The organism is Bradyrhizobium sp. IC3195 (genome assembly GCF_020193585.1).
GTDB classification, from domain to species: Bacteria; Pseudomonadota; Alphaproteobacteria; order Rhizobiales; family Xanthobacteraceae; genus Bradyrhizobium; species Bradyrhizobium yuanmingense.
The window spans coordinates 31742-56687 of the sequence record NZ_JADYVG010000031.1; the positions used below are offsets into that span (position 1 = coordinate 31742).

The 24946-nt window shown below is 64.0% G+C and carries 25 protein-coding genes; 16 read left to right on the plus strand and 9 right to left on the minus strand.

What is annotated here, in order from left to right:
• Positions 1-278: 278 nt before the first annotated feature.
• The 3 genes from I6F09_RS37790 to I6F09_RS34500 all read left to right on the plus strand — a co-directional run bounded on the left by I6F09_RS37790 (position 279) and on the right by I6F09_RS34500 (position 2678).
• Positions 279-746 (plus strand): glycosyltransferase family 2 protein, encoded by a 468-nt coding sequence (locus I6F09_RS37790; RefSeq protein WP_346730138.1) that lies wholly within the window; start codon positions 279-281, stop codon positions 744-746.
• 19 nt (positions 747-765) lie between these two features.
• Positions 766-1278 (plus strand): hypothetical protein, encoded by a 513-nt coding sequence (locus I6F09_RS37795; protein ID WP_346730139.1) that lies wholly within the window; start codon positions 766-768, stop codon positions 1276-1278.
• 353 nt (positions 1279-1631) lie between these two features.
• Complete coding sequence (locus tag I6F09_RS34500) at positions 1632-2678, plus strand: transglycosylase (protein ID WP_036014474.1); 1047 nt, start codon at positions 1632-1634, stop codon at positions 2676-2678.
• 99 nt (positions 2679-2777) lie between these two features.
• On the opposite strand, the gene I6F09_RS34505 is transcribed toward I6F09_RS34500, so the two are convergent.
• Both I6F09_RS34505 and I6F09_RS34510 read right to left on the minus strand, forming a co-directional pair.
• The gene (locus tag I6F09_RS34505) at positions 2778-3479 is read right to left on the minus strand and encodes a formylglycine-generating enzyme family protein (protein WP_225190014.1); all 702 of its coding nucleotides are present in this window, start codon (positions 3477-3479) and stop codon (positions 2778-2780) included.
• A 72-nt stretch (positions 3480-3551) separates the two neighbouring features.
• The gene (locus I6F09_RS34510) at positions 3552-4601 is read right to left on the minus strand and encodes an aldo/keto reductase (protein WP_225190015.1); all 1050 of its coding nucleotides are present in this window, start codon (positions 4599-4601) and stop codon (positions 3552-3554) included.
• A gap of 227 nt (positions 4602-4828) precedes the next feature.
• Here I6F09_RS34510 and I6F09_RS34515 point away from each other — a divergent pair, with 227 nt between their 5' ends.
• The 8 genes from I6F09_RS34515 to I6F09_RS34550 all read left to right on the plus strand — a co-directional run bounded on the left by I6F09_RS34515 (position 4829) and on the right by I6F09_RS34550 (position 13096).
• The gene (locus tag I6F09_RS34515; protein ID WP_225190026.1) at positions 4829-5740 is read left to right on the plus strand and encodes an AraC family transcriptional regulator; all 912 of its coding nucleotides are present in this window, start codon (positions 4829-4831) and stop codon (positions 5738-5740) included.
• 224 nt (positions 5741-5964) lie between these two features.
• Positions 5965-8052 carry a LuxR C-terminal-related transcriptional regulator gene (locus I6F09_RS34520; RefSeq protein ID WP_225190016.1) on the plus strand — a complete coding sequence of 696 codons (2088 nt, stop codon included), beginning with the start codon at positions 5965-5967 and terminating at the stop codon, positions 8050-8052.
• Between the two features lie 188 nt (positions 8053-8240).
• Complete coding sequence (locus I6F09_RS34525; protein ID WP_225126976.1) at positions 8241-9104, plus strand: L,D-transpeptidase; 864 nt, start codon at positions 8241-8243, stop codon at positions 9102-9104.
• A gap of 238 nt (positions 9105-9342) precedes the next feature.
• Positions 9343-9807, plus strand: a complete 465-nt coding sequence (locus I6F09_RS34530; RefSeq protein ID WP_109145435.1) for a hypothetical protein — start codon at positions 9343-9345, stop codon at positions 9805-9807.
• Positions 9808-9861: 54 nt separating this feature from the next.
• Complete coding sequence (locus tag I6F09_RS34535) at positions 9862-10884, plus strand: LLM class flavin-dependent oxidoreductase (protein ID WP_225190017.1); 1023 nt, start codon at positions 9862-9864, stop codon at positions 10882-10884.
• A 159-nt stretch (positions 10885-11043) separates the two neighbouring features.
• Positions 11044-11442 carry a DUF2846 domain-containing protein gene (locus I6F09_RS34540; RefSeq protein WP_225114314.1) on the plus strand — a complete coding sequence of 133 codons (399 nt, stop codon included), beginning with the start codon at positions 11044-11046 and terminating at the stop codon, positions 11440-11442.
• A 28-nt stretch (positions 11443-11470) separates the two neighbouring features.
• Positions 11471-12544 carry a M48 family metallopeptidase gene (locus I6F09_RS34545; RefSeq protein ID WP_225190018.1) on the plus strand — a complete coding sequence of 358 codons (1074 nt, stop codon included), beginning with the start codon at positions 11471-11473 and terminating at the stop codon, positions 12542-12544.
• 153 nt (positions 12545-12697) lie between these two features.
• Positions 12698-13096, plus strand: a complete 399-nt coding sequence (locus tag I6F09_RS34550) for a VOC family protein (RefSeq protein WP_225126981.1) — start codon at positions 12698-12700, stop codon at positions 13094-13096.
• A gap of 27 nt (positions 13097-13123) precedes the next feature.
• Here I6F09_RS34550 and I6F09_RS34555 read toward each other — a convergent pair whose 3' ends face one another.
• Complete coding sequence (locus I6F09_RS34555) at positions 13124-14443, minus strand: aminotransferase class V-fold PLP-dependent enzyme (protein ID WP_225190019.1); 1320 nt, start codon at positions 14441-14443, stop codon at positions 13124-13126.
• Positions 14444-14934: 491 nt separating this feature from the next.
• Here I6F09_RS34555 and I6F09_RS34560 point away from each other — a divergent pair, with 491 nt between their 5' ends.
• The 5 genes from I6F09_RS34560 to I6F09_RS34580 all read left to right on the plus strand — a co-directional run bounded on the left by I6F09_RS34560 (position 14935) and on the right by I6F09_RS34580 (position 17314).
• Positions 14935-15279, plus strand: a complete 345-nt coding sequence (locus tag I6F09_RS34560; RefSeq protein WP_036026829.1) for a DUF1236 domain-containing protein — start codon at positions 14935-14937, stop codon at positions 15277-15279.
• Between the two features lie 72 nt (positions 15280-15351).
• Positions 15352-15744, plus strand: a complete 393-nt coding sequence (locus I6F09_RS34565) for a hypothetical protein (RefSeq protein WP_051057172.1) — start codon at positions 15352-15354, stop codon at positions 15742-15744.
• A gap of 206 nt (positions 15745-15950) precedes the next feature.
• The gene (locus I6F09_RS34570; RefSeq protein WP_057027814.1) at positions 15951-16451 is read left to right on the plus strand and encodes a hypothetical protein; all 501 of its coding nucleotides are present in this window, start codon (positions 15951-15953) and stop codon (positions 16449-16451) included.
• A gap of 59 nt (positions 16452-16510) precedes the next feature.
• On the plus strand, positions 16511-16864 hold the full coding sequence (locus I6F09_RS34575; protein ID WP_074448055.1) for a hypothetical protein: 354 nt from the start codon (positions 16511-16513) through the stop codon (positions 16862-16864).
• 21 nt (positions 16865-16885) lie between these two features.
• Entirely contained in the window at positions 16886-17314 is a 429-nt protein-coding gene (locus tag I6F09_RS34580; RefSeq protein ID WP_225190020.1) for a hypothetical protein, read from the plus strand.
• Between the two features lie 87 nt (positions 17315-17401).
• Here I6F09_RS34580 and I6F09_RS34585 read toward each other — a convergent pair whose 3' ends face one another.
• The 6 genes from I6F09_RS34585 to I6F09_RS34610 all read right to left on the minus strand — a co-directional run bounded on the left by I6F09_RS34585 (position 17402) and on the right by I6F09_RS34610 (position 24933).
• Complete coding sequence (locus tag I6F09_RS34585; RefSeq protein ID WP_225190021.1) at positions 17402-17860, minus strand: hypothetical protein; 459 nt, start codon at positions 17858-17860, stop codon at positions 17402-17404.
• Between the two features lie 10 nt (positions 17861-17870).
• Positions 17871-18089: a hypothetical protein gene (locus I6F09_RS34590; RefSeq protein ID WP_036026528.1), complete on the minus strand. Its 219-nt coding sequence runs from the start codon at positions 18087-18089 to the stop codon at positions 17871-17873.
• Positions 18090-18194: 105 nt separating this feature from the next.
• Complete coding sequence (locus I6F09_RS34595; RefSeq protein ID WP_225190022.1) at positions 18195-19754, minus strand: hypothetical protein; 1560 nt, start codon at positions 19752-19754, stop codon at positions 18195-18197.
• Positions 19755-19810: 56 nt separating this feature from the next.
• Positions 19811-20974, minus strand: coding sequence for a cellulase family glycosylhydrolase (locus I6F09_RS34600; protein ID WP_225190023.1), 1164 nt, complete (start codon positions 20972-20974; stop codon positions 19811-19813).
• A 2-nt stretch (positions 20975-20976) separates the two neighbouring features.
• Entirely contained in the window at positions 20977-23121 is a 2145-nt protein-coding gene (locus I6F09_RS34605; protein ID WP_225140592.1) for a GumC family protein, read from the minus strand.
• Between the two features lie 201 nt (positions 23122-23322).
• A complete protein-coding gene (locus I6F09_RS34610) occupies positions 23323-24933 on the minus strand; it encodes a gamma-glutamyltransferase (RefSeq protein ID WP_225140593.1) in 1611 nt (536 codons plus the stop codon).
• Positions 24934-24946 lie beyond the last annotated feature (13 nt).

Genomic DNA, 24946 nt, shown 5'->3' on the forward strand with positions numbered 1-24946 from the left:
AGATCGTCGAAACCTCTGCATGTCAGCCTTTGGCCCATCGCTGCGGCATCCCACGACCGAGGATATGTCGGCTGTCAAGGGTAGACCGGGCCTCACCTAAGCCGGGCCGGATCGCCGCGAATGACCCATTGCGGCCTCCGTGTTGCCAAGGAGGGGATGTGCCATCGGCAGCATTGGAGCGGATGAGCTGGCCGGTGCCAGCCGGCCCGGAACGCTTTCAATAGTATTTTCTTGAACAGATGGATCGACGCTCGATCGTCGGTGGAATCCGACAAAAAATGAGCTCCGTAGACGTCGTTGTTCCCTGCTTCAGGTATGGGCACTTCCTGCGAGAGTGCGTCGAGAGCGTTTTGACGCAATCCGGTCCCGAGTTGCGCGTGCTCATCATCGATGATGCGTCACCTGACAATACCGCGGAAGTTGCGCAAGAGTTACGGTGCTCCGATCCCCGCGTCGATTACCGCAGGCACATCTGGAATCAAGGTCTCATCGCGACCGCCAACGAGGGCATTGCCTGGGCGAGCGCCGACTATATGCTTCTGCTGTCTGCGGACGACTACCTGCTGCCCGGTGCCCTGTCGAGATCGGTCGATCTGATGGACAATCACCCTTCTGTCGCTTTCACCTTCGGAGGCGCGGTTGTTCTAGACCAGCGCGGGGATCATCCATTCTACAGAAGCTATTATGGAACGGAAGTGGATCTCCGAACGCGCATCTTGTCCGGACTCGAGGTTCATCACTCTTAGTCGTGCACAATGTATTGTGGTGTCACCGACCGCCGTGGTTCGCACGAGCCTGCAGAAAAAACTGGGCGGGTATCTAGCAGACTTGCCCTACGCCTCCGACATGGAAATGTGGATGCGGCTCGCCGCACATGGCGACGTCGGATTCATTGGTGCGGACCAGGCCGTGTATCGATACCACTCAGTCAACATGTCGAGTGAGCCTTCACCGGAGCTAAACCTGCTCCAACGCAAGGCGGCTATCGAACATTTCCTGAATGGCGGCGCCGCGATGCTGACAAACGATCTCAGGAACTGGTTGACCCGCCAATTGGCACTTGACGCGATCGTCCGCGCAAGCATTGCCTTCAACGAAGGAGCGATAGACACCTCAGCACGCCTTGCCGAACTTGCGTTGAGTATTGACCCAAGCGTTCAACATTCACGTCGTTGGTGGTTTCTTGCCTGCAAGAAGATTCTTGGATTGCGAGGATGGCAGCTGGTGCGGCCTTCAGTTGAGTTGTTCAGATCCATCTTCCGGAACGAGCGGCGCTGAGTAGCCGAGCTCGCTGCGACGCATAGGCTGCTCGCTAAAACCACTGGCGCATCATTTCCGCTTCTGGCCCGTAGCCGACGGTTCCGGTGGCTGTCGGCGCATCGGTTGCGGGGTGTAGCGCGGAAGCCGCTGAGATCGGATCCCATTGGCAGCATATGCGCCCATGGCCGACCCACGAGCGTCCTCCGCCAGGAGCCGCTTGTGGCCCAAGAGGGACATATCGGGTTGCGAAGCAGAATGCCTGCTCTCGTTCACCACATTTAAACCTTAAGATTGTACGAAGAGTGCTCACCCACGGGCCGCAGGACCATGCCAACAGCCTTCGTACAGAAGCCATCCGGTGACTTCGGGCAATGAAGGCCTGGCAGACCAGCTGCATCGTGGCTGTTCTCGCATCCGTGGGACTCTTTCTGGCCGCCGCTAACAGACCGGCCCCGACGTTGCCGGATCTCATGTCGGAAGCGGCAGCGAGCATACCGGCTGCAGCAAGCACAGCGGCCCCTGTGAACATAGTGACGCCTGCGGCGTACGCAGACGCAGCCGCCAGACTTGCGGCGGCGCTTCGGGCGGAACGAGCAGAGCCGGGCGCGGTGACGTCAACAGCTTCCGGGCCGCTGCGCACGGAAGCCGAGATTGTCGATGAACCCGTCGCGCCAAAGTTGGCCTCGTTGGGACAGGATGTCGTCCAATCGCTGCCGCCGGAACGCGATGCGTCCAACGGTGCTCCGAAAGCGGCGTCGACGCGGGATTTCCGTCATCTGGCCTACTACGTCTGGTCCGAACTGCCGCCCGCCGAGAAACCGGCGGAGATCGTCTTGCGTGCGTTCAGGGACATTCCGCTGGGAACGCCGACCGAAGAAATCAAGCGCGCTGCCGACGCGTTTGGTCTCGATTTCAATTTCATGATGGCGGTTGCCAAGATCGAATCCGGTTTCAACCCCAATCAACGCACCGGGTCCTATATCGGGCTGTTTCAGCTGAGCTATTATGAGTTCGGAAAGTTCGGCTTCGGGCAAATTCGCAGTCCGCGGGATAACGCCGTCGCCGCCGCCTACAAGATCATTACCGAGGGCGTCCTGTTCGAGTGGATCACCCACCGTAAGCCGGACATGAGCGATCTCTACCTGATTCATCAGCAGGGCTGGGAAGGCGCCGCCGAGCACATCAGCCGGCCCGCTCGCGCCGCGTGGAAATCGATGTGCGCCACCAGCGAAGGCAAGGAGAAGGGTGAGCGGTGGTGCAAACGCGCGATTTGGGGCAATGCACTTCCGGCCTTCAAGCGCACCTGGAAATCGGTCGACAACGTGACGTCAGAAGCGTTCGTCGGCATGTGGCGCGGCCGGGTCGCCGAATTCTACACGAAATATGTGGCGACTGCTGCGGCGGCGGCAAACCAATAAGTCGGTCGTCGGCAGCGCCGCGCATGCTTGCTTGTCTTTAGCGCAACTCGCCGGCCGTCGGCCTTTACCCAGGGTGTGTTGGGCCCTCACCTGAACGGGCTATTGAGCCGTGTAAACGCAACGAAACCCGATATAGACCGCGTGAAAGTCGGCCGATTTCCACTGTACGGCTGACGCTTTTGTCTTGTCCGCACCGTACCACCACGACCCGCCGGCCGTCAGTGCCTCATCGCCCCGCCGATCCGCGAGCCATTCCCAGACATTGCCACCCATGTCGTACAGACCGTTGACACCCCGCTTGGTGGTACCTACCGACGCATGCCGCGGCCAGCGATCTCTATCGGATGTGTTCATGCCGTCAGGTCTGTCGCCGACAGGATAAGGATAGGTGCGTCCACTTACGAAATCGTCGGTAGGATTCGCACGCGTTTCGGTATAGGCGGCTCTTTCCCATTCTTCCAGGGTCGGCAAGCGTCCGCCCACGGCTAAGCAGTAGTCACGAGCTTCGTTCCACGACACATGCACCGCCGGCTCATCTTCGCCGCCTGGTTCTCCGAACGGAGTCGCCCATGTCCAGCCGCTGCGACGGATCCAGCCGTCCGCGAATTCGTGTCCGCCTCCTTCCTGTTCGGCCGCGGTCTTCAGAGCTTTGCCAGCAGCGAAATTGCGAAACTGGCCGATCGTGACCTCGGTCCGGTCGATGGCAAACTTGCCCAGATTCTCGCGTTGGGCAGGATCGGCGAATGCAACGCCGGTAACGGCCATCAAGCCACATCGCAAAGCAATCAAGTGCCATTTCATGTATGAACTTCTCCTGTATTGCTTCCAGGTGAGAAGGGCAGGCGTCGACCCTGCGCGCCTGCCATTCATCGATCAACTCATGCGCTGACGCAATGCCGCCTGCGAACGGCGGATGACGCCCTGGTACATGCTCTGCTTGTCAGGATACCATTGCATCGACGCGAGATTGGCGAAACCGGGAATGCTTTCCATATGCCGTGCCATCCGCTGCCGCATGGATTGATCCGGCTGAGGACCGCGCAACGCGCCGACATTCTCGGCCGCGTGATCCGGGTTCGATGTCGCGGCAAGAACGGTCGTCACCGCCGGATGGCCCATGACCCATTTGATGAAGAACTGCGACCAGTTCTCCGCAGCGATATCGCGGGCAAAATCGGGCAGCGGCCGGCCCTCGACGATCTTGTGCAAGCGGCCTTTTTCGAGCGGCATATTTGTGAGCACGCCGACGCCCTTGTCGCTCGCCGCGCGAAGGACGCGCTCCTCGGCGTGACGATTGAAGATCGAATAGTTGACCTGGATGATGTCCACCAGATCCTTGTCGATCAAGCCTGCGAGAATGTTGTGATAGTCATTCTCGTGGACCGAGGCGCCGACATAGCGAATCCTGCCCTCTCTCTTCCATACGCGCAGCAGTGGCACGATCGCGTCGACATTGACCAGGCTGTGGCAGTGGAGCACGTCGATCTTGTCGCGCCACAGCCGAAGCCTCGACTGCTCCATGCTGGCCAAGGCGTGGCTTTCGTCGGCCAGGTAGTCGCCGGTCGACCAGATCTTGTTGCTGATGAACATCTGGTCCGTCACGCCCATGGCGCTGAGAAATCCACCGACGCTGACCTCGCCGGTACCGTAGAGCGGCGATGTATCGATCACCCGGACGCCGGCATCTATATATTTCCTGGTGACCTCTCGCAGCGCGTCACGATTGCTGCCCGGCAGCAGGTCAAAAGTCAGAAACGTTCCCAGTCCGAGCGCGGGCAGACTTTCGTTGGTGCGGCCGATCGTTCGGGTGAGTACCGGCCCCGCCGCAGCCGCACGCGATGCTGTGCCGGTTGGCGCTTGCGCACTGGCGCTCGAAACGCCGACTGCAGTTGCGTGAACAGCTGTCGCCGCGATGGCGCCCATCGCGGTGGCTGCGCCGAGAAACTGGCGGCGATCGGTCGCCGTCGGCCAATCCTGTGGTGTCTTGTCCATTGCAAATCTCCGTGATTTCGCCTGCGGCACTTGTCGCCTGCCAATAGAAAGGATCGACCTCTCGCTTCGTCGCGCGGGATTCTGATCAAATCACTCGGATCCTGACGCGACGATGCTCCCTTTCCGGCCTGCAAGGAATTGCGGTTCCAAGCTTGAATGTGTATTCAGGCGACGTCGCTGCGCAGGAAGTCGCGATGCACCGTGTCTTTGAGAATGCGTCGACAATCGATCGGTTGAGCTCCCGGCCGGATGGCTGGCGGCGCACCCAATGGGCGAACGGCGCATTCGAAACGGCGTACCGGCCGATGACCCCCATCGTCGAAGGACGCATCCTGTCGCCAAATCACCTCATCATGGCGACCCTGTCCGGCGGCGCCGAGCGACATGAAATCTCGGCCGATGGCGGGCATCGCTATGACGGGCCCGATCTGCCGTCGACCGTTTCATTTCTCCCGGCTGGCTGCGAACGACGACTTCGGCTTCACAATGTGGGTTGGCGATGGGCAGCGATCGCCCTCGACCCCGCCAAGATTTCAGCAATCGCCGGTGCATCGATCGAAGGACTGGGCCCCCTCTCGGGTTCGGAAGACAGCTTTGTCTGGAACATGCTCGCGGAGTTCGAACGAGTTGACGCGCTGGAGGGAGGTCTCGACGCGATCTATTGCGACACGATGAGCCTTGCTCTCGTTGTATACCTTGCACGCCGATACGGTGGTGCAAGAGTGAAGGATACATCGATCAAGCTGCCGGCGTGGAGGTTACGGCGCGTCACTGAATTCATCGACGCGCATTTGAGCGCGACAATTCGGATTGCCGATCTCGCTGATCTTGCGCAGCTCTCGGAAGGCCATTTCCATCGCGCATTCAGGGCAGCGACCGGGCAGACGCCGCTGGCATTCGTCCATGCGCGGCGTGTCGCGATGGCAAAACAACTGCTGGCGAGCAGCAAGCTTTCGGTGGCGCAGATGGCGCTACGCGTCGGTTTTCTCAGTCCCGCGCATTTTGCCCGCGTCTTCCGGTCAATGACCGGCCAGAGCCCATCCCAATATCGACGCTCATTCCATCTTTGACAGGGGAAAGTAACTCCTGACGCCCTGGTTTCGCGAGGCTTATGAATACAGGTGGCGACCACGTCCGTTGTTGGCCCATCGCTTCCGTCAGGGGCCTGGCGGCGAGTTCGTGGAACCAACGAGGGTGTCACGCGTTGCCGCGCTGCTCTCGAAGGTGACGCGGCTGAAGCCGGGCCGCCTTTGCTGGGCCAATCAAGACGGGAAAGCCGGGCGAGCCAAACCAGATGCGTCGTATCCGACTCGTGATCGCAGATCGCCGTCCGATCGTCTTGCAGGGTTTTGCCACGCTATTTGCGACCGAACGTGACTTCGAGATCGTTGCGTCCTGCATCAATGGAGCCGATTGTCTCGAAGCCGTCCGGACGTTGGCGCCGGACGTCGCGCTTGTCGAGGATGGATTTCCCGATCTGACGGCCGCAGCCATGCTGGCCGCCGTCAACGCCGAAAGCCTTCGCACACGGCTGGTCTTCTACACCGCATCGATCGCACGCGGCGATCTCGCTGCGGCCGTCGCAGCGGGTGCCTGCACCGCCATACCGATGCGCGAGGAGCCCGAAAACCTGTTGCAGTCGCTGCGGCTGGTGGCGCCGGCTGCGGACCGCAAGACCGGCAGTCGCGCCTTTGGCGAAAATAGCCTGGCAGCACTGACGGACCAGGAGCACAAGATTATCCGCCTGGCCGCCAGCGGCATGTCGAACAAGGAGATTGCGCGCCAGATCAAGGTCGCCCCAGCCAGAGTTGAGGCGCGAATCGAACAGATATCTGCGCAGCTTGGCATCAAAAACCGAACGGAGCTCGCAAGGTTCGCCCTGTCGCGGCTTTACGGCGGGGTCGGCGCGCTTGCAGCTCTGATCTGGGCCGTGCTCGACGACCTTCAATCCGCGAACGCGGCCGCGGCCGATCATGCGGGTGCCGATAACGTCACGGTCATGACCGCAGATGGCACCGGCGCGGTCGTGACGATCAAGATCACCTCCGCAAAAACGGCCCCTGCTCCGGGCAAAATGGCCAGAGCCGTCCGTATCGAGAACTCCCCGGCCGACATGCCGACGCGAGCCGCCAAGCTCATCGAAGCCCGAGCCGATATTGCTGGCAGCACGATCACAGTGCCGCCACTCAATCCTGCAAGGCCGGGCTTGAGCAGCGCCGGCACGTTCATGATGACGGCAGTCGGAGTCTCGCTCCTGAGCAGTCACGCCCAGGCGTTCACTGCTTGGGACAGACCGAGCGATGTCTTTGCGTGGGCTGACGCGAACGCCCCCCGCGAGTTGGTCGCCCTCGATAGTCCCGGCAGGCCCGATCTCGACGGCTTCGACAAGCTGCCCTGGCTCGATCCCGACACACACCATGAACCATTTGAAGCTGCTCGAGGCGACGCCATGGCCAGAGCCGACGAGGTTCAGATCATCGATGCGGCCGCGCGCGAGGACGGCTTCGGCGACAACGGCAACCCTCATATCGGATCCGGCGCCATCGACGCTCTGAGTGATCATGGCGGCTTGGAACAGGCGGCCGCAACGGGCGCGAGGAATGCCGAACGCGCCACGACACAGGCAGCGGCGATCGACGCACGCGATCATGGACAAGCGCAGCGCGATTTGCACGCTTCGGAAGACGGCGCAGCAGCCGGCAAGCCGGAGACCGAGCACGGGCCACCCGACCACGCATCAAGCCAGGGAAAATCGCACGCTTCGGAGAAGGATGCAGCAGCCGGCAACAAGCATGCCGAGCTCGGCCCGCCGGAGGGCGATTCCGCTCGTGGACAATCGCAGCGTGATTTGCATGGTTCGGAAAACGGTGCAGCGGCCGGAAAGCATCAGGACAAGCAGGGCTCGACCGGGCACGACTCCCATCATGGACAATCGGATCACGCTTCGGAACCCGGTTCCGCAGCTGCCAAGCAGCTTGCCGACGATGACGGACCCGCAAGCCATGCCAATTCCGGCCAATCGCAGCGTGACTTGCACCAGGCGCATCCAAACGCTTCTCAAAATCCGCATGCAGAGCCGGGCCAAAAGGCTGACGGCCACAACCCGGCGAACCACGGCGCCGGTGCAGCACAAGCGGCTGCCGCGCCCGGGGCCGGAGATTCCTTTCATTTCAGGAACGATATGCCATCGGCCAAGGGTTCGGATCATCGCGAGAGTGGCTATGGCACCGACACGGCAGAACACGGCCCGCACCGCGCCGGACATCCCGAACTGTCGCTGATCCCAGATGCAGACCTGATTGGCCATTCGCACGCGGAGCAAAGCGCCGTTGATCACGCGAGGGGCGTTGAGCATCATCCAGTGCATGATTGGTTTGTGTAGCTGACCAAGCAGAAGCTGCCAAAGCAAGAGGACGAATGACGCCGCTTCGCTCGACGGTCTCCCGCGCGGCCGCCGCGGGCTCAGCCGGCGTTAACCATGGTCGACGGTTCCGGTCCCAGCGAAATCGCTTCGAAGTTTCTTAAATCTTGCTGGGTACTCCTCCTGGGCGTGGCGACCTGGGAGAAGACATGAGCAAGCGGGCCAAACGCCGGAAGGTCGAGACGATCGCACTGCCGATGGCAGCGAGAGTCGGAATTGGCGCCGTGGCCATCGCAGCATTGGGGTATGGCCTGCTGGCTCGCCCGGGAAACGTGCAACCGGTGCGGAAGCCGTCCGCGCCCCAGGCCATGGCATCGTCAACGCCGGTCTACGTGGCACCGCAGGTTCACGCAGCAGCGCCCGCGCCGCCCCCGGTTCCTACTCCGGCGCCGCTGGTCGAACCGCCCAAAGCCGACGCCGAAATTCCCGGAGCCTTGGTCCGGCAGGTGGTCGACTATGCCAGCCGCCAGACGCCGGGCACCGTGATCATCGATACCAACAACACGTTCCTCTATCTCGTCCTGAGCGACACGCAGGCGATGCGCTACGGCATCGGTGTGGGCCGCGAAGGTTTTGCGTGGTCCGGTGAGCAGACCGTGGCGCGCAAGGCAGAATGGCCGGATTGGCGCCCGCCTGCGGAGATGGTCTCGCGTCAGCCCTATCTGCCGCGGTTCATGGCGGGCGGGCCCGGCAATCCGCTCGGCGCCCGCGCGATGTATCTCGGCGAGACCGAATATCGAATTCACGGCACCAACAAGCCCGAGACGATCGGCAAGCGGGTGTCGTCCGGCTGCATCCGCCTGACCAACGAGGACGTCGTCGACCTCTATGAGCGGGTGAAAGTCGGCGCGAAGGTGATCGTGCTTCCGACGAATGCGGCCCGTCGACCGTCCCAGGGTACGCCGCCCGATGCCGCATCCCGATCTCCGGACCCGGCGTCGCCATCGAACCGGCCGTCGGCAACGAGCGCACAGGTGCCGTCACCCGGACCGAAGATCGCCGAGGTGCAGTAGTTCGGTCCTTCCTCCTGGCTCTGCCCCGAGGACAAAGAGCAATTCAAGTCGTCACTTCACGTCGATAGCCACGGCCGAACAGACCATCTTGCGCGACCAAAGCCGGTCTGCGTTGGCAAGATGCGGCACCGAATTAACCCTATCGACAAATGATTGCCGTTAGGCGGCGGCCGCCGGCAAAGTTGCCTCATTGACGCGCAGAATTTTCAGCGGCGCTAACCTGGGTCAGAGGCGCGTTATGCTGAGAATGGCGTTGTTGGGCCTCCTCATCCTGTTGAGTGTGGGAATGCTGTCGGCCATGGAGCTGAGCGCTCCACCGCGTCGCATCGCCGCCACGGTCCAGCCGCCTGCCGAGCAGAACGCAAGCATCCCCGCTTCGCACGATGCGCTGGCGAAGGCCGATCGCCTCGAGGTTGCCGCTGAGAGCCGCGCGATGCCGACACAGACCGCTTCGGTGGATAACCCGGTTGCTCCGCAGGACGTGCATGTCCGTTCATTCGCGCCGACGCCGATCGTCCGTCCGCGCAGCAAACCGAAACGGATCGCGACCGCTGAACCTCCCAAGCCGAAGCCAAAGGCATTTGGCGTCAAACGAGCCGCCACTGTTCAGCGCGCAAAGGCCGCCAACGAGACCGAGCAGTGTCGCCTCAAGGCGTTCGGCGGCCTGCTCAAGGCTTTGAACTTGACCGGCTGCGAAATCTGAGGCCGCCTCCAGGAACGTCTCGCAAACTCTTCCGATCAGCCATATGTTGCCCGCATGAAAAAGATCGGATTTCTCTCCTTCGGGCACTGGACGCCCTCGCCGCAATCCCGGACGCGCTCGGCGGCGGATACGCTGCTGCAATCGATCGAGCTGGCGGTCGCGGCCGAACAGCTCGGGGCCGACGGCGCCTATTTCCGCGTGCATCATTTCGCGCGGCAGCTGGCCTCGCCGTTTCCGCTGCTCGCGGCCGTCGGCGCCAAGACCAGCCGAATCGAGATCGGCACGGCCGTGATCGACATGCGCTACGAGAACCCGCTCTACATGGTGGAGGACGCCGGCAGCGCCGATCTCATCGCCGGCGGACGGCTGCAGCTCGGCATCAGCCGCGGCTCGCCAGAGCAGGTGATCGACGGCTGGCGTTATTTCGGCTATCGGCCGACCGAGGGCCAGAGCGATGCCGACATGGGGCGGCGCCATACGGAGGTCTTCCTCGATCTCCTGCGCGGCGAAGGTTTTGCCGAGCCCAACCCGCAGCCGATGTTTCCCAATCCTCCCGGGCTGTTGCGCCTGGAGCCGCATGCGCCGGGCCTGCGCGAGCGGATCTGGTGGGGCGCCGGCTCGAACGCCACCGCGGTGTGGGCGGCGCAGCTCGGCATGAACCTGCAGAGCTCGACGCTGAAGAACGACGAGACCGGCGAGGCCTTTCACGTGCAGCAGGCGGCACAAATTCGCGCCTATCGCGCGGCGTGGAAGGAAGCCGGCCACAGCCGCGAGCCCCGCGTCTCCGTCAGCCGCAGCATCTTCGCGCTAATGGACGAGCGCGACCGCGCCTATTTCGGCGGCGAGCGCGGCAGCGAAGACCAGATCGGCTTCATCGACCCGCGCACGCGCGCGATCTTCGGGCGGAGTTATGCGGCCGAGCCCGACGTGCTGATCGAACAGCTGCGCCAGGACGAGGCGATCACCGAAGCCGATACGCTGCTGCTGACGATCCCGAACCAGCTCGGCGTGGATTATTGCGCGCATGCGATCGAGGCGATCCTGATGCATGTCGCGCCGGCGCTGGGGTGGCGGTGACCTGAAAGGCGTGACACGACCGCAAGTCGTGATTGACTTCATGCACCACCGACGCCAATGATCCCCCGGGGCATTGTTGGACTGATCGGGGGTTGAATGGGCTTGCGTCCAGGAATTTTCGTTGCAGCATTCTTGCTAGCGGGGTGTGCGTCAGGGCCGATGGGCAGCTCGGCGCTGACAGAGAACGTCAAGGCCAACACTGCGCGGCTTGTCATCTATCGCTCGTCCGCCCTCGGTTTTGCGATCCAGCCAAATTATGCGGTCGATGGAAACGTCGTTGGAGGCAGCCAGGCTGCAGGGTTCGTCGCCTGCGAGCTGCCTCCGGGCCGCCACGAGGTTGCGGTCAACAATCTTCCACTGAGTACCAACCTGTTCGGGCAGGGAAGCGAGAAAGTGAGCCTCGATCTGCGCGCCGGCAGCACCACCTACCTCTCCGCCCAGCCACAGGTGGGAATCATCACGCCCGGTGCGATCACGTTGGTTCAGGTCACGGAAAGCCAGGGTCGTGCCGACGTCGCCAGCTTGCATCAGAGCAACAGCTCATGTGGCAAGGCGTGATCTGAGGCTCTCCGCGGCCGAAACGCGGATGAAACGCCTTATTCTGCAAATCGTCTTGCGCCTTGGTCGCTATGCGGTGCTTCCCGTCGTCGCGCTGGCATGCACGATTCTCGCCATCTGGCTGATGATCATGGACCGCTACACGATTGCGGCGCTGGCCACGGCACCGATTGTGTTCACAAGCTCCATGGCCACCATAGCACTCGCAATTGGGCTCCTGTTCCTGCCTTCGCGCAAGCATGGCGGTTTCGAAGCCGACGAACAGACCGCCCCGGGGCTTTGGGCCGCATGGAGGGAGCTCGATCGCAGTTTTGTCAGATCGAACCGCACTCTGCTGGTCGACACCGATTTCAACGCTTCGATCTCGGAAGAAAGCCGGTATGCGGGCGTGTTCGGACAGCATGTCACGATGACCATTGGTCTGCCATTGTTGATGATCCTGGACCAGCGATCGGTTCGTGCCGTTATCGCTCATGAAGTGGCGCACGCCCGGCTTCGGCACACTTCGGGAGGCACCAACCTCGCCGATTTCATGGCGGCCGCGGAGAACGTTTTCTTCTACGCCGATCCGGAGCACACGATTACCGGATACATTGCTCGCATCCTACTCCATTCCCTGCTCGAAAGGCTGGAGAAGGAATACAAGGCATTGTCACGGGAGAACGAGCTTGCCGCCGATCTGGAAGCGGCCGAGCATGTTGGACGCGAGGAGATGGCACGCGCGCTGGTGATGATGGAGGTTTGTGGAGCACGTCTGGCCGATCTCGTCTTCGCTCCCCTGCAGAAGGAGGTGCTCGGCGCAATCAAGGCGCCATCGCCGCCATTCGCGCGAATCTTAGATCAGATTTCAGCTATAAGAGCGCCCGGATTCATGACCGCCGCCGTCGCCAGTCTGAGCCGCCAGCACGATCCCGATTCGACACATCCGCCTTTTGGCCAGCGGTTGGCCAGCCTCGGATACATCGACGTACCTGACGTTGGCGAGATACAAATGTCCGCGGTTGACCAACTTCTCTCACCGGACGCTGCCAACCAACTCACCTTACGATTCGATGAGGAATGGCGGAAGAAGGTCCAGGAGTGGGTCAGCGTCGGCAGATGAACGTGCGGGCTCTGGCCGAGCGAACAATTGCTCGACGATCTTCGTGTGTCCGTGCTAGCTCTTGGGACCGGCGGCAGGATCACGCGAGCTGGACAGTGTTATGCTATCCTGTCTCCTCCACAGCGAGCTTGCCGCCATTCGCCGGGTCGCGCGATGAATCAGCGTCTGTCACTCGTCAGTCTCGTGGTCGCCGACTATGATGAAGCGATCGCCTTCTTCACGCGCGCTCTGGATTTCGAGCTTTGCGAGGACACGCCGCTCGGCGGCGGCAAGCGCTGGGTGGTGGTGCGGCCGCGGGGCAATCCTGGTTCTGGCCTGCTCCTGGCGCGAGCAGACGGGCCGGCGCAGACGGCGCGCATCGGCGACCAGACCGGCGGGCGCGTCTTCCTCTTCCTGGAAACGGATGATTTCGAGCGCGATCATGCGCGCATGGTTGCCGCCGGCGTGCGTTTCGTCCGGCCGCCGCGGCACGAGGCCTATGGCGTCGTCGCGGTTTTCGAGGACCTATGCGGCAACCGTTGGGACCTCATCCAGCCCTCCAGCCGCAGTTGACGCCCGACGACGCCGCTTCCGCGACGCTCACCCCGTCTTCGTCCCCGTGATGACGGCCAGCGCCTCGACGAGGCGGTCGAGATCGGCCTCGTCGGTGAAGAGCGCCGGAGTCACGCGGATGCACTGGCCTTTGGCGACGCCGGCGCGGCGCACCGTCATGATCCGGTAGCTGTCCCGAAGCTTCGCAACGATGGCCTCGTTGTCGGTCTTGCCGGTCTTGCCGGCGAGGCGGAACGACGTGATCGCGCCATATGAGCCGGCCTCATCCGGCGTCAGGATCTCGATGTCCTTGAAGCCGCGGACGCGGCTCACCCAATAATCGCGCAAGTGGCGCAGGCGCGCTTGCTTCGCCGCCGCGCCGATCTCTTGATGCAGCGCCATCGCCGTGGGCACCGTCAGCATCGTGGCGAAATTGACCGTGCCGGTATGCACCCGCGAGCGGATATCGCTTTCCGGAAAATCCTCGTCGCACATGTTGCGGTCGATGGCCGCGAGGCGATCCTTCCTGATGTAGAGGAAGCCGACGCCGAGCGGCGCGCCGATCCATTTGTGCAGATTGAAGCCGACGAAATCGGCCTCGAGCTCGCTCACCCGGAAGTCGAGCTGCCCCCAGGAATGGGCGGCATCGACGATGGTGTCGATGCCCTTGGCCTTGGCCATGCGGGCGATCTCGGCGACCGGCATGACGAAGCCGGTGCGGTGGCTGACATGGGTCAGGAGCAGAAGCCTCGTCTTCGGGTTCGCCTCGATGGCGCGGGCATAGGCGTCGAGCACCGCCTGGCGGGTGGCGGGCTCCGGCACGTCGAACTTGACCACGTTGACGCCGCGGCGCGCCTTCAGCGCGTTCATCGCATATTGCATCGAATCATAGTCGAGATCGGCATAGAGCACGCCGTCGCCCGGCTTCAGCCTGTTGTAGCCGCCGATGAGGAGCTGGAGCGCTTCGGTGGCGCCGCGGGTGAGCGCGATCTCAGCTGGAAGCGCGCCGACCGCCTCCGCCACCTTGGTGCGCACCGCCTCGAAATCCGCACCCGCACGCAGCCGCGCGTAATAGGTGTTCTGATAATTGACCATGTCGGACTGGCGGATGAACTCGCGCCGCACGGGCTCGGCCATGATGCCCCAATAGCCGTTCTCGAAATTGACGATGTCCGGCGTCACGGCATAGAGCCCTTTCACGGCCGCCCAATAGGACTTGTCGGTGGCGATGGCAGCCACTGAGCCGGTCGGCTGCGGCGGAAGTCCCTCGGCGGCAAAGGCCGGGCCCGCAAGCGGCGCCACGGCTGCTGCCGCGAGGCCCTTGAGCATCGCGCGGCGGTCCGCTGAAATCGTCCTGATTAGTTGCATGTCAGCTCTCCCCAGAGCGTTTGCGAGCGAAGCGGCGTCGGAATCGCATCGCGAAAGTGCCAAACGACGATCCAGAGCTCCGTTCCGACGTCACCGGACGAGGCAGGCTCTGGCGCGCGGGACAAGAGCAACGGACGATGCAGCGGAGATGACCGGAGCGTGACAATGTGATGATCGGAAGCCGATGGCGACGGCGCGGCCGGAGCACCGGCCTCGACGCGCGCGAGCGGATGTGGGGTCCGGTTTCTTCCTTTGTCCGGAAACCGGAACCTTCACATTCATTGCAGGTAGCCGATGAGATAGATGCCGCCGCCCAGGACGATGAGCGCGGGCACCGCCCAAAGAATCAACACAGGCATTTTCCTCTCCTCCAGTTGAGTGCTCCCGGTGAGAGAACGGGAAAAAACGGCAAACGTTCCGGGTTTTGCCGGAACGGCGCAGCTGATGGCGAGTTCATTGCAGCGCCGCATGCAGCGGCGAGGGAGAACGCAATGAAGAAGCTCATGTTGATTTCGGCCGCCGCTCTGCTCGTGTCGACGGGCGCGATGGCACAAACCACCGTCACCACCACGACCGGAGCCGGGCACGGCGCGGCCGTGCAGATCGAACCGGAGTACCGCACCAAGATCCGGTCCTACGTCACCGAGCGCAAGATCCGTCCGGTCGAAACGCGCGAAAAGATCGTCGTCGGTTCGCCCGTGCCGAGCGACGTCGAGCTCGCAGCCGTGCCGAGTGACTGGGGTCCCTCGCTCACCAAGTACCGCTACGTCTACTCGGGCAACCGCGTGATGTTGGTCGATCCCGGCAGCCGCATGGTCGTCCAGGAGATTGACTAAACCGCCGCACGGCGGGTCGTCGAGGCGACCCGCCCGTGCATTCTTTCGATAGCTCGTTTGCGGTAGCGCCTGATGCCGATCGTTCGATACGTCGTATTTGCAAGCATTTTCGCGGTGGCGCTGCTCTTGTTGCTGGATCGCTCTCTGCCGCAGCCCGCGGAGCGTGCTGCCGGCCCGGAGGCCGCTCGGGCCACCATTCGCATCCACTCCGCACGGGCGCTGCCTGAAAAAATCATCTTCGACACATCCACTCGGATCGCCGCCACCGTCTCCACTCCCCTGCTCGCCGCCGACGCGCCTGATCGCGGTACGAGCGGCGCATTGACGATGCTTGAAACGCGAACGCCGGACGTCGCGGCATCTCGGCGCGACACGGCGCGCGCAGCCGGTCTGCATTCGAATCGGAATGGCCGCGCGGCTTCCTCTCGCCTCTCCACGCGTCAGGTGACGGCCGGAGCATTCTGAGAGCCGGCGATCGTAGCGAACGCGACTCCATGGCCGCAGCACCAGATGAACGCTGAATGAATAAAAGCTGTGCGCTTCGCGTCGCGGAACTGTCTCAGGCTGAATCGAAGCGTCAACGTGTCCGACACAAGGAACGTTTCCGCGATTGCCAATTTATCCCGGGCCTGATTGGCGATTTGATTTTTGGAAACCTGGAGGAAATGCACATGAGGATCCTGAAGCTCTCTGCGGCTGCGGCCGCGCTGCTGGCCGGCACGGCGCTCGCCGTTGCGCAATCGAGCTCGACGGTCGGCACCGGCGGTTCATCGGCCGGCGGCGGCACCAGCTCTTCGACGGTGGGCACCGGTGGCTCTTCGGCTGGCGGCAGCGGGTCAGGCTCTGCTTCGACGCTCGGCACCGGCGGCTCTTCGGCCGGCGGCGGCACCAGCTCTTCGACCGTCGGCACCGGCGGATCGGCGGCCGGCAGTGGCTCGGGCAGCGGCTCGGCCTCGACGCTCGGCACCGGTGGTTCATCGGCGGGCGATGGCAAGAGCTCATCCAGCGTCGGCACTGGCGGCTCGGCTGCGGGCGGCTCGACAGTTGGCCAGTCCGGTTCGTCGAAATCGCCCGGCATGGGCGACGGCAAGTCCGGTAGCCACGCCAGCGACATGGGCCTCGAAAAGGGCAAGGGCCATAACAAGGACGAGTGGAAGAAGGACAAGAACTAGTGCCTTGACCAGGAGCGGCAGCGATGCCGCTCCTTCGTCTTTGTTGGAGGAGAACTCGCATGAACAGATCAATCATTGCGATCGCAGCGTTGGCACTGACCTTTAGCGCAGCTCAGGCGGCTACTATGGAAAAGACCGGCAAGACGGCGTCGGGCGAGACGTGCAAGGTGACGGTGGTGAAGCATGCGGACGGCAGCATCACGGCCGCGGGCGCATCGGGTTCGGGCACGACGGGCTCGACCGCATCGAGCGGTTCGCTGTCGAGCTCGAGCTCTGCCGGCGGATCGTCGGTCAATGTGCAAGCGGGCGGCGGCCACGTCTCGAGCTCCTCGTCGACGGCGGGTGGGCCCGGCTCCACCAGCGCCAGCACCATCACCGTCAACGGCTGCACGATCTCGACCTCGTCGCCTTAAGGCATAGAAAGGATTGAAAACATGAGAACACTCGTTACGACCTCGGCGGTCGCGCTTCTGCTTGCCGCCACTTCACCATTGCTGGCGCAGACCAGCATCACCGGTGGCAGCGGCGGCTCGGCTGCAGCGGGCGGCACCTCCGCCTCCACCGTCGGCACCGGCGGAACGTCCACCTCGGCGACGGGCCGCACCGGCTCTTCGATCGCGGCCGGCGGAAGCGCCGCTACCGTCGACGGCAAGACCAAGACCGGCGTCAGCATGAACAAGGGCAACGGTCCGGTACTGAACTCCAACGCCCGCGCGCAAGCCCATGATGGCGGCACGTTCAGCCGCTCGCACACCCGCACCAAGGTCAAGGCCGGCGAGCAGGTCGGCTCGACCACCAAGACGATGTCGCATGTGCCGGGCTCGAAGCCGACAATGTCGAGGACGACGACGACGGTCCGCTAGCATCGCGCGGCTCTATTCCTCACCACCTGCTGCCCGGCTTGGCCCGGGCAGCTTTTCCGTTTGCGACTTTCCGTCTTGCGAGCCGGCTCAGCCACCACGCAGGCTGTGGCTGATCCGGGTGACGACGGCATCCCATCGCCGCTTCTGGGCGGCCGGGTAGTTGATCAGAACGCAGTGCACGTAGCCGCGCGCGAAATTGCAGCGGTTGTACCAGATCTTGTCGCGCTTGATGCTCGAGACCACGAAGAAGTTCGAGCTGATCCGTTTGTAGATGATCCCCGTCGGCGGATTCTTGCTGGCGAGGAATTCGGCCGGCGACAGACCTTGCCGGTTCTCGACGGCCTGAACGGTGAGATCTGCACTGCCGTCGGAGCTGCGAAACTGCTGCCCATATCCGTCTGGCTTGCCAGCCGGCTCGGCGAAGATCGAGGCGGGAATGTCGACCGTCGTTCCGGATTCCGGGATGCGGTAAGTCCTCCAGCCGCTTGCCGAGGCGATCGAGGATGTCGCACAGAGCGCGATGATTGCGGCAAGCAATGTCTTCATGTCCGCCCCGTCATTTGCGCGGCGCCAGTTGCAGCTCCATCAAGGCCATCCTTTGCAGGTTGGAGACGTCCCGCTCGCCAGCGCCGGCGGTGCGCAGGATGGATTCGGCGAGCGCGTTGACATGCGAGGAATGCACGGGATCCGGCAGGGTCGCAACCGCAGCTTCCAGCGCGGTCGTCATGATCTCGATCACCTCGGGAGAAAATTCGGCGTTGGAAAAATTCTTCATCGCGTGCGTCGGCCGCTTGTGCGGGTCGTGTTCAACGCCGGGAAAAACCGGAAGTTCCTGGATGGGCACGGTCCCGAGTACTGGGACCGTCGGCAGGTCGGCAGCTCACGCAGCCGGCTGGTAGCCGGTGAGCCGAGCGGGCTCGGCATGCTCGTTTGCAACGCTCTGCACCCTCGCATGGCTGCCGATGACGAGACCGGCGAGCGAGAGCATCAGGCCCAGCGCGAGCGGCGCGAACAGGGCCTCTTCCTGAAATAATCCGTTGAGCAGAACGACGAGCACGCCGAAGCCGGCGAGACCCTGCGTCAGATATCCCGACGACGCGTAGAGGCGCCAGGCCTTGAGCGCCATCGCGAAATAGAAGGCCAGCGGCACGAAGGCCGCGATGCCCATCTGGTACAAGAGGACGCCGATCGCGCTTTCGACCGCGCCGTCGATCGTGCCGGCCGCCTGCGCAGCGCTCCAATCGATCGAAAAATAGCTGTCCGACAAATTGCCGCCGATGCCGAGGCCCCGGCCGTAAGGTCTCTGCACGAATCCGTCGAGGCCGCCCATCAGGCCGATGACGTGATAGTCGCCGATCTGCAGGCCGATGCGGATCGCCAGGATCGCAAAGGCGATCATGCCGGCGAACCCCAGCAACAATGTCGCTACGGCACCGATGAGGCGGGTCCCGATCCAGCCCGCAGCCACGAAGATGACGGTGATGAGCGCTCCCTTCACGCTGCAGAAGACCAGCAGCGGCAGGGCTGCCAGGGCGAGCAGCGGGCGTCCGACCGAGAACAGGAACAGGGCGAGAAAGCCGATCCCGTAGGCGAAGCTGATCGGGTGCATGTTCGGGCCGTGAACGCGCAGCATCTTCGACAGGCCGAAGCCTTCGAGCAAGGGCGTGTTCAGGAAATCGAAGCTGAAACGATCCTTGAGTGTGACGGGCACGTTGCCGGTCTGCCGCATCTGGGTTTCCCAGACGCCGGAATGGGTCGCCTTGAGCTCGTCGAAGCCCCAGAACGTATGGCCGTTGGTGACGGCCAGCCAGACATCGCGCAAGACGAGCTCGACATAGCCGCACAGCATGAGGATGACCGCGAGCGCGACCAGGAACGGCGTGATGCGCACCTCAAAGGTTGCCGCGGTCAGGAGCGACAGCTGAAACAGAAACAGCGGCAGAACGATGTTGCGCAAATAGACCGCCGCCGGCTGCCCGTCCTGGACGAAGCCGATCGCGAAATAGAGCGAGACGACGGCGAGGGTGACGACGCCCCAGCGCATGATCTGATTGATTTCCCTCGACTGACTCCTCCGGCCGAGCACGTAAAGCCCGAACGTCGCCAGCCACATCACGGAGCAGAGCAGGAAATTGTAGCCCTTGATGAAGTCGAGATCGGAGGGCAGCGGCACCAGCGGCGACAGCACGGAGACAAACAGGTTCTGGAAAAACAGGACGAAGATCGCGACGGCCGGCGCCGACGTCGGGACCGCAACGACGATGGCGATGCCGATCAGGACCTCGATGGTGATGGCCAGCGCGGGATTGGCGAGGTGCAGAACCGGCGCAGAGCCGATCGCCGCGATGGCGATGCAGAAGGTCGCGGTCAACTCGCGCCAGGCCGGAGGTGGCGGCGCGGCCTGCACGCTCTGGCCTTGCGGTGAGTACCCGGCGCTCATCAATCGTCCTTTGCCATCGCGCCGGACACGATAGCCGCGCGAGGGGTAAGGATCCGTTAACGATCGCGGCGCACAGCGGGAGCCCGTTCAGGCCGGCCGGGCGCGCCGAGCAGCGCCCGCATCACGTCGGGATCGGGCTTGCCGGTTGCGGCATCGACGAGGCCAAAGCCTTGCTCCAGTTCCCAATGCGCCCAGCCCCAGCAATGCGCGCGAGCATAGGCAGTGACCTCCGCCAGCCAGCGCAACCGGCTCTGCCGGGGGGCGCCGGCTTTCAACACGCCGAACTCATTGACGACGATCGGCCGCGAAAATTGCTGCTGCCATGCGAGCGCGGCCGCGAGCCAGCGATCGGCTCCCGGCTTCTCCTTGGTGGCGGCAATCGCGGTATCGAGCATGGCGAGCGCCTTGACAGCGGCCCTAGCCTGCAAATCCTGCCGAAGCGCCTGAACCTTGGGATCGCCGGCATTGATCGGATAAGGCAGATCCATGATGTCGTGCAGCGGATCGCGCGCGTCCCAGTGGCCCTGGTGGGTGAACACCATCGGATCGTAGAAATGGATGGCGTAGATGACGTCAGGGTCCGCCAGGGGGCGAAACCGCGGCAGCGAGTCCGCGCGCTGCCAGTTGACAGGGCCGACGATGAGGGTGGTTGCGGGCAGCAACCGGCGAACGAAGGCGGCGAGCGCCTCGACCTCTCTTTGCCATCTGTCCGCTTCGATATCGGGCTCGTTGAGCAGCTCGGCGAAGACTAGATCGGCAGGATAGGATCGAATGACCCCTGCAAGCGCGCGCCAGGCCTCCTGCATCTCGCCCATCGCCGCATCCGGATCATCCTTGTGCAGGCGATTGAAGCGCTCGCCCGGATGAAGGTCGACGGAGCTGGAATAGCCGAGCGAGGTCAGCTGCTTCAGCGCGCTGTCGAGCACGCGCAGCGTCGCCTGGCGCTCGTCCTTTGCGGCAAAGCGCGGCATCACGCGTTCCGCCGGCACCGGCAGGCGGACATGGCTCATGCCCGCCTTGCGCAGCTGCTGCAGCAGCGCGCGGCTCGGTGGCGCACCGTTGATCCAACCGTCGGCGTTGAAGCCGCGCGAGAGGGCGGCCAGCCGCCCGGGCGAAACCGTCGACGGCAGTGGCACGCAATCCTCGGCGAATACCGGACGGCCGACCGCGATCGACAACAGCATCGCCGCAGCCAGCAGACGGCGGCGCAAGACTGTCATCGTCACACCGCAAGGCCCAAAGCGCCACCGTCGGGCTGAGGCGCCATCGAATCGGCGGGCACGTGATTGACGACGAGGCCGGTCGGCACCGCCGCGTATCTCGCCAGCGCCGCGGTCACCCTGCGCATCGCGGACGAGTCGAGCTCGCCGGCGCGCGCCACCAGGACGATCAGGTCGGCATGCGCGGCGAGCGCAATGGCGTCGGGCTGCAAGGCGAGATTACCGGCGTGGACGACGATCAGGTCGAACTCCGAGCGGATATCGTCCTCGGGCCGAGCATCGGGCTTGCGGCCGGCACTCAGCAACTCGTCGATCGACTGAAGTCCCGCCGTGGTCGAGCCGTCCTGCCATTCGGTCACCGGCGGCTGGGAGCCTGCAAATTCCGGCTGGAGCCGGATCAGCACGCTCATCATGCCGCGGTTGACGGCGGCGCGATTGAGGGAGCGCGCCACCGTGTTGCCGCCGGCGCTCTTACCGACCGACAAGACCAGCGCGACCTTGCAGCCGCGCACCGGCACGCGGTCGATGCGTTCGAGCAGCGGCCGTAAGTGGGGGCCGAGATCGAGCTCGGCCGACGCGCTGACCGGTCTTTGCCAGACCGTGTTGATCCCGCCTCCTGGCGCCAGCTCGGGGATGCGAGCCCAGACAGGAAGGCGGGGCATCGCCTCGGCTGGGCGCGCGGCGGCGGCAGGAGGGGAAACTTGCCGGTTGGGCGTCTCCTCCGCTTCACGTGAGACAGGCGCCTCAACGGATTCGGGCTTGTCGGCGGACAGGCTGGTCGTCACCGCAACGGCGGCGGTCGACGTCAGCAGCGAGCCGATCGCCAGCGCCGCGAGCAGCAAGGCGAGCGGCGGACGCGTCGAGCGCAACGGCGGAATGGCAACGGATGCGATCTTGGTCTGGGACGCCTGCAGCTGACGCTGCTCATTGGTGGTCTTGAACCGCGACAGGAACTGCTCGTAGATGTTGCGGTTGGCATCGGCGTCGCGCTGCAGCTCCTGCAGCTTCACCAGCGCCTGGCCGTCGCGCAGCATCTTGGTCTCGACCGCCTTGAGCTGCTTTTCCAGCGCGTTCTGCTGCTCCAGCTGAGCCTCATATTCGGACTTGGCCGTATCGATGTTCTTCTTCCGCTCGATCTCGATCTGCCGGTTGATGTCCGCCAGCTGGCTGTAGGAGATCGCAAGGTCGGGATGGCGGTCGCCATAAACCGCCTTCTTCTGCGCGATCTGGTCGTTCAGCGCCGAGCGCTGCGCGCGCAGCATGCTGAGGAGATCCTGCTTCACCGGCCCTTCGACATTGGCCTTGACGTCGCGCTGCACCTGCTCGTAGCGCGCCTTGGCCTCCTCGGTGCGGGCGCGGGCGGCGGAGACCTGCTGGGTCAGGTCGGTCACCCGCAATTGCTGCGTGGTGGATTCCTTGCCGGCATTGACGATGTTGTGCTCGAGCCGGAAGGCGGCGACGGCGTCTTCCGATGCGCGCAGGCGCTCGCTCAGCGTTTTCAGCCGGTCCTGGAGCCAGCCGGCCGCCTCGTCCGTCGCCTCGGTGCGGACGCGGCCCTGGCTGGCGACGAAGGCCTCGGCGATGGCATTGGCGTAGTAGGCGGCGCGATCCGGCCGGTTGGAGGTGAAGGAAATCGCGATGACGTAGGTCAGCCCGCGCCGGGTGATCTCGAGGCGGTTGCGGAATCTTTCGAGCAGGCGCGTCATGTCGGTATAACCGCCCGCGATGTCGTCGTCGTCCGCGATCTTGAGCTGCTCGATCAGGGGGCGGAGGAAGCCGTCGGATTTGGCGATCTCGATCTGGCTCTGCAGCGCCGCGGCATCCTGGCCGATGCCGGGCAGCACGTCCTGCTCCGAGGTCACGCGCAGCTCGCGCGGATCGAGCACGACCAAGGCCGTCGCGGCATAGCGGACCGGAAGCACCATCAGGGCGACGACGCCGAGGGCGAACAGCGCCAGCGTCAGCGTCAGGATGCGCCGGCCGTTCTCGCGCAGAAAGGACAGCGTCCCGGAGACGGTCAGCGATCCCTTGGTCAGTCCCGGCGAGGCGCCGTCAGGCTTCGCCTTCGCAGCGCGCGGCGCTTCCCACGAAGCCGCTTGCTCCGTCGGGGCGATGCTTCGCGGAGATGCGCGGCTACCGAACGCCATGGGTTGGACTCGAAATCAACTGACAGTCATAGCTCTGAGGCTTGCTACACCGTAAATATCCATGGTTAACCGGCGGTTACGGCTGGGCCGGGCTGGGATGGTCTTGGGCGGTGAACGATTCGTTAACGCGACGCGGCCAGCCATTCAGGCGCGGCGCACATCGGCGGCGCCTGCCTGCGCTCGCCTCGATGTGCAGACCGCTCACAAGGCGATGACATACCCGTCCCGCCTCGGATCGGCGGCACCCGTCATCACGCCGGTTACCGGATCGAGCGCGACGGCCTGCATGCCGCCGCAGAGCATGGTCCATTCGGTGTCCAAGATCTCGATCTCGTGGCCGCGGCGCTTCAGTTCGGCGATGGTCTCCGGCGCGATGCGGTTCTCCGCCTGAATGAAGCGGCCGTCCCACAGCCGTGAACGCGGCGCCTCGATCGCCTGCTGCAGCGGAAGGCCGAACTCGAGGTGCTGCACATAAGCCTGGGCCTGGGTTTGCGGGATGCCGTAGCTGCCGGGCGTCCCCAGCGCGAGCACCGGGCGGCTACCGCGCGTCGCAATCGACGGTGCCAGCGTCACCGGCAACGCATCGCCCGGCTTGGCGAGGTTCGGGCTTCCCGGCTGCACGTCGGCCCAATGCAGATGATTGTTGAGGCAAACGCCAGTCCCCGGCACCACGACGCCGCTGCCGAACGGGCTGCCGAGACTTTGCGTCATGCAGACCAGATTGCCTTCGGTGTCGGCGATTGAGAACGAGGTGGTGTGGCCGGGATCGGCACGATCCTGCGGCATCCATTGCTCTGTCGGGCCCGTGATCGGGCGGCCGTCGCTCACACGCTGGCGAAGCCGCGCGATCGTCGCCTCGGACATTGCTCCAGCGGCTTGATCCGGTCCCAGATTGCCATGGGCGATGCGCTCGCCGGCGGCGAGACGGATCGCGCGATAGACCGTGTCGAGATGATCGGCGCCGTCCTTCGGCAGACGCCCGAGGTCAAAGCCTTCAAGGATCTTGAGGGTCAGGGCGAACTGGAAGCCGCCGCATTGCTGCGCCGGGACGTGAAGCTCGAGCCCCCGATAGGACACGGTCAGGGGATCGAACCAATGCGGCTTGACGGCGATGACATCGTCCAGCGTCAGGCTGCCGCCGAGCGTGGCGAGATAGTCCACGATCCGCCGGCCGAGCTTGCCGCCATACAGATGCTCGGGCCCCAAGTCGGAGATCTCGGCAAGAGTCTGCGCAAGATCAGGCTGCGCGACGATGCTGCCGAGCTTCACCGGCATTCCATCCGGGAGATAGTTCCTGACCAGTGCGGCGTGCAGCTCCGGCCAGGGTTCGAGCAGCGGCACCTGCTCGTTGATCTCATCAACACCGAAGTCCGAGAGCGCAAAGCCGCCCTGCGCCAGCGTGATCGCCGGCGCAAAGACGTCTGGAAGCGATTTGCGTCCATAGCGCGAGAGCAGCTCGCACCAGCCCGCGAGATTGCCGGGCGTCGAGGCCGCCTGCGCACCGCGCTCGAGCTCGAATCTGCTGGTGTATCTGCCGACCGGGAAGCTTGCGGGCACCGGCGGAGCGAAGTCGAGCACGCGAATGCGCTGCTCGATCGCCACCCAGATCGTGGCCAGTCCAAACCCGGCAAGCCCCGACATGAACGGCTCGACCACGTTGAGGGCGGCCGCCGTGGCGACGGCCGCATCGAACGCATTGCCGCCCTGCATCAGGATTCGTGCACCGGCCTGTGCCGCGAGCGGATGCGCGGCGGCGACCATGCCGTGCCGGGAGAACAGCGTCGGACGCCCATATGTCCTGGCGAGTTGCATCCGGAAAAGGCCT

What these genes read in the sequence shown, in the direction of transcription:
- I6F09_RS34565 (WP_051057172.1), top strand. Translation starts at nt 15,352, where the DNA reads ATGCCGATCGTTCGATACGTCGTATTTGCAAGCATTTTCGCGGTGGCG.
- I6F09_RS34510 (WP_225190015.1), bottom strand. Translation starts at nt 4,601, where the DNA reads ATGGGCGCCATCGCGGCGACAGCTGTTCACGCAACTGCAGTCGGCGTT.
- I6F09_RS34555 (WP_225190019.1), bottom strand. Translation starts at nt 14,443, where the DNA reads ATGCAACTAATCAGGACGATTTCAGCGGACCGCCGCGCGATGCTCAAG.
- I6F09_RS34595 (WP_225190022.1), bottom strand. Translation starts at nt 19,754, where the DNA reads ATGAGCGCCGGGTACTCACCGCAAGGCCAGAGCGTGCAGGCCGCGCCG.
- I6F09_RS34605 (WP_225140592.1), bottom strand. Translation starts at nt 23,121, where the DNA reads ATGGCGTTCGGTAGCCGCGCATCTCCGCGAAGCATCGCCCCGACGGAG.
- I6F09_RS34540 (WP_225114314.1), top strand. Translation starts at nt 11,044, where the DNA reads ATGGGCAGCTCGGCGCTGACAGAGAACGTCAAGGCCAACACTGCGCGG.
- I6F09_RS34500 (WP_036014474.1), top strand. Translation starts at nt 1,632, where the DNA reads ATGAAGGCCTGGCAGACCAGCTGCATCGTGGCTGTTCTCGCATCCGTG.
- I6F09_RS34580 (WP_225190020.1), top strand. Translation starts at nt 16,886, where the DNA reads ATGAGAACACTCGTTACGACCTCGGCGGTCGCGCTTCTGCTTGCCGCC.
- I6F09_RS34575 (WP_074448055.1), top strand. Translation starts at nt 16,511, where the DNA reads ATGAACAGATCAATCATTGCGATCGCAGCGTTGGCACTGACCTTTAGC.
- I6F09_RS34525 (WP_225126976.1), top strand. Translation starts at nt 8,241, where the DNA reads ATGAGCAAGCGGGCCAAACGCCGGAAGGTCGAGACGATCGCACTGCCG.
- I6F09_RS34505 (WP_225190014.1), bottom strand. Translation starts at nt 3,479, where the DNA reads ATGAAATGGCACTTGATTGCTTTGCGATGTGGCTTGATGGCCGTTACC.
- I6F09_RS34585 (WP_225190021.1), bottom strand. Translation starts at nt 17,860, where the DNA reads ATGAAGACATTGCTTGCCGCAATCATCGCGCTCTGTGCGACATCCTCG.
- I6F09_RS34570 (WP_057027814.1), top strand. Translation starts at nt 15,951, where the DNA reads ATGAGGATCCTGAAGCTCTCTGCGGCTGCGGCCGCGCTGCTGGCCGGC.
- I6F09_RS34545 (WP_225190018.1), top strand. Translation starts at nt 11,471, where the DNA reads ATGAAACGCCTTATTCTGCAAATCGTCTTGCGCCTTGGTCGCTATGCG.
- I6F09_RS34610 (WP_225140593.1), bottom strand. Translation starts at nt 24,933, where the DNA reads ATGCAACTCGCCAGGACATATGGGCGTCCGACGCTGTTCTCCCGGCAC.
- I6F09_RS34530 (WP_109145435.1), top strand. Translation starts at nt 9,343, where the DNA reads ATGCTGAGAATGGCGTTGTTGGGCCTCCTCATCCTGTTGAGTGTGGGA.
- I6F09_RS37790 (WP_346730138.1), top strand. Translation starts at nt 279, where the DNA reads ATGAGCTCCGTAGACGTCGTTGTTCCCTGCTTCAGGTATGGGCACTTC.
- I6F09_RS34560 (WP_036026829.1), top strand. Translation starts at nt 14,935, where the DNA reads ATGAAGAAGCTCATGTTGATTTCGGCCGCCGCTCTGCTCGTGTCGACG.
- I6F09_RS34590 (WP_036026528.1), bottom strand. Translation starts at nt 18,089, where the DNA reads ATGAAGAATTTTTCCAACGCCGAATTTTCTCCCGAGGTGATCGAGATC.
- I6F09_RS34550 (WP_225126981.1), top strand. Translation starts at nt 12,698, where the DNA reads ATGAATCAGCGTCTGTCACTCGTCAGTCTCGTGGTCGCCGACTATGAT.
- I6F09_RS34600 (WP_225190023.1), bottom strand. Translation starts at nt 20,974, where the DNA reads ATGACAGTCTTGCGCCGCCGTCTGCTGGCTGCGGCGATGCTGTTGTCG.
- I6F09_RS34520 (WP_225190016.1), top strand. Translation starts at nt 5,965, where the DNA reads ATGCGTCGTATCCGACTCGTGATCGCAGATCGCCGTCCGATCGTCTTG.
- I6F09_RS34535 (WP_225190017.1), top strand. Translation starts at nt 9,862, where the DNA reads ATGAAAAAGATCGGATTTCTCTCCTTCGGGCACTGGACGCCCTCGCCG.